The organism is Clostridium tyrobutyricum (genome assembly GCF_019144085.1).
GTDB lineage: Bacteria > Bacillota > Clostridia > Clostridiales > Clostridiaceae > Clostridium_B > Clostridium_B tyrobutyricum_A.
This window is the reverse complement of sequence record NZ_JAHHUY010000007.1, coordinates 120475-123496: the sequence shown is the minus strand read 5'-3', so window position 1 is coordinate 123496 and position 3022 is coordinate 120475. Positions and strand designations below refer to the sequence as shown.

Annotated in this window: 5 protein-coding genes; 1 reads left to right on the top strand and 4 read right to left on the bottom strand. The window is 30.1% G+C overall.

The features are described from left to right. The first annotated feature begins 99 nt into the window (after window positions 1-99). Window positions 100-291: a 50S ribosomal protein L28 gene (gene rpmB / locus KM800_RS05245; RefSeq protein ID WP_017750658.1), complete on the top strand. Its 192-nt coding sequence runs from the start codon at window positions 100-102 to the stop codon at window positions 289-291. 170 nt (window positions 292-461) lie between these two features. On the opposite strand, the gene KM800_RS05240 is transcribed toward rpmB, so the two are convergent. The 4 genes from KM800_RS05240 to rsgA all read right to left on the bottom strand — a co-directional run bounded on the left by KM800_RS05240 (window position 462) and on the right by rsgA (window position 2893). Continuing rightward, a complete protein-coding gene (locus KM800_RS05240) occupies window positions 462-638 on the bottom strand; it encodes a hypothetical protein (RefSeq protein WP_217812124.1) in 177 nt (58 codons plus the stop codon). Window positions 639-705: 67 nt separating this feature from the next. Next, window positions 706-1341, bottom strand: coding sequence for a thiamine diphosphokinase (locus tag KM800_RS05235; protein WP_217812123.1), 636 nt, complete (start codon window positions 1339-1341; stop codon window positions 706-708). Between the two features lies 1 nt (window position 1342). After that, window positions 1343-1993, bottom strand: coding sequence for a ribulose-phosphate 3-epimerase (gene rpe, locus KM800_RS05230; RefSeq protein WP_217812122.1), 651 nt, complete (start codon window positions 1991-1993; stop codon window positions 1343-1345). A gap of 30 nt (window positions 1994-2023) precedes the next feature. After that, a complete protein-coding gene (gene rsgA / locus KM800_RS05225) occupies window positions 2024-2893 on the bottom strand; it encodes a ribosome small subunit-dependent GTPase A (RefSeq protein ID WP_217812121.1) in 870 nt (289 codons plus the stop codon). Between the last annotated feature and the right edge of the window lie 129 nt (window positions 2894-3022).

The following is a 3022-nucleotide window of genomic DNA, read 5'->3' as shown; positions in this document are numbered from 1 at the left end:
TTTTTATATTACGAATTGAAGTTTATTTTACTATAGACTTGCAAAATTTATTACTATTGTGGTAAAATGATTAATGTTTGAGTTTAGGAGGTGTTTGTAATGTCAAAGAAATGTGAAATATGTGGAAAAGGTGTTGTATTCGGCGTTCAGTACAGCCATTCACATCGTCAATCCAAAAGGAACTGGGCCCCAAACGTAAGAAAAGTAAAAGCAATTGTTAAAGGAACTCCAAAAACAATACATGTTTGTACAAGATGCCTTCGTTCAGGCAAAGTTCAACGTGCCATATAAGAAATAAAAATGCAGTTGTCCTTTACAATTGCATTTTATTTCTATTGTGTATAATCTTATTCATTTCTTTTTCTTTTTAAATAGCTTTACAATAGCAGATAAAATTCCCGGAAGTTTAAAAGTTACTATTTTCATAAGACATCCCCCTATCTATTTATATCATATGCTTTTTAATGTTTATTATGCTTACCTATTAGAGTCCATCCACAATAGATAAAAGCCGCACCCCCAGCTATTATCCATCCCCATATTGGAATAATAACTGTAAGGAGAAGTCCAGCACCTATAGATAAAGTAATCAATCCTATTTTTTTTTTAGTTCTCCGCCTTATATGTTTTCTACCCATTGTACTATTCCTTAGAAATTGCTTTATACTATTATATGCATTTTATAATACATATGTTACAATTATTTTAATCTTTGCTCCTAAATAATAATATCATACCCTTTTTAAAGGAAATTTTAACATATCCAGATAAAAATTCATTTGATACAGTACGAGAATCTCCAAGTTCTAAATTATAGTTGTCTAATTTATATTTTGCTCCTGATATGCTTAGCTTGTCCACCAGGTCGCAATATGCATAAATCGAAAAAAATTCTCCTTTATTTCCCCTTATAATAATCGGTCTATCTATCAATTCTATTGAATTATTATCATCTTTTATATAGGCCTTTATGCCATATTTCAAACATTTTTTAAGCATTCCCAAATTTCCAAACATATGATCTATTCTACTTCCTGTACATCCTAAAAACACTATTTCATCTGCTTTTAATTCAAGTGCCTTATTAAATACCAATTCTGTATCAGTAAAATTTTTTTTGGCCGGATATTTTTCTATTACTACACCTGAATTTTTAAAATACTGTAACACATTTTCATCTATAGAATCAAAATCTCCCATTAAATAATCAGGAATCAGGTGGTATTTATAAAGACAATTACCACCTGAATCTGCACATATTAAAATATTGCTGGATTCAACTTCTTCTTTTAAAAGCTTTAGAGATGGCGCAGTTCCTCCTGATATTATTGTTATTTTCAAATTAAATTTCACCTCTTAGAGATGATATATTGTTTTTGATGTCTTTATCTTTAAATACGGCTGATCCAGCTACAATAACGTTTGCACCACTTTCCACAACTTTCCTTATATTGTTTTTTCCAATGCCACCATCTACTTCTATCATCATATCTCTGTTATATTCATCTGCAAGTTTTTTTACCTCTTTTATTTTTTCATAACTATAATTTATATATTTTTGGCCTCCAAAACCTGGATTAACTGACATTACAAGTACCATGTCCAAATTTGGTATCAAATATTTGATATTGTCAACCTGCGTTGCAGGATTAAGAGCAACTGCAGCTTTTATTCCAAAGCTCTTTATATAATTTATTGTTCTATCTATATGTCTGTCTGCTTCAAAATGAACTGTTATAATGTCTGCTCCAGCTTCAACAAAATCTCTAATATATCTAGAAGGATCTTCTATCATAAGATGTACATCAAAAGGAAGTTTTGTTATTTTTCTTATACATTTCATAATCGGAATACCAAAAGATATATTCGGCACGAACATTCCATCCATTACATCTATATGGATTAGATCAGCTCCATATTTATCTAAACTTTTTATATCCTCTCCTAATTTTGAAAAATCTGCTGATAATATTGAAGGTGCCATCTTTACCATAATTTCCTCCTTGTAATTAATAATTCATATCTACCATTTGTTTTTTTTATTATTTGAAATTTCTTCTAACATTTTAATATAAAAATCATATCTTAAACTATTTATCCTGCCTTCATTTACCATACTTTTAACAGCACAACCTGGTTCTTTATAATGAAGACAGCTAGTAAACTTGCACTTTCCTAGGGCATCATTAAATTCAGGAAAGCATTGTACTAATTCCTCTTTATCTATAAAATCCATTTTAAATGATGAAAATCCAGGAGTGTCTACTATGAACCCACCTTCTACTTCTATTAACTGACTATATCGTGTAGTATGTTTTCCCCTTTTAAGTTTTTGACTTATAACACCTGTCTCCATAAGTTTTTCACCAGCAATGTGATTTAATATAGTAGATTTTCCAACTCCAGAAGGTCCACATAAGACAGTAATTTCATCTTTCAATCTCTTCTTTATCTCTTCTATTCCTATTCCCTCTTTTGCCTTTAAAAAAAGTATATCATATCCAATGCTTTTTATCATATCTAAAATATTACGTTCATCGTCAGATGCTCCCAAATCCAATTTATTTATACAAACTATAATTTTCAAATTATTGTATTGACAACTTATAAGCATCTTATTTAAAAGTTCTATATTTATTTCTGGGTTCTTAATGGAACAAACTACAAGTGCTTGAGTTACATTGGCAACAACTGGTCTAATTATCTGAGATTTTCTTGGATAAATCTTCTCAATAACTCCTGTATCTCCATCACATAGAATTTCTACATTATCACCTACCATAGGGGAAAGTTCATTATGTCTGAACTTTCCTCTAGATTTACATTCAATTATTTTTTCTTCTGTTTTTACATAATAAAAACCAGCTATTCCCTTAACTATAATTCCCTGCATAATTCCTCCAATCAAAATTTTTTATTTATAATCATATAATATTAATTTTTATTATGTGATCCAGTACTGTTACTGCTCCCGCTACCTTGTTGTGAGCCGCTTCCACTGCTGCTTCCACTGCCCTGTTGT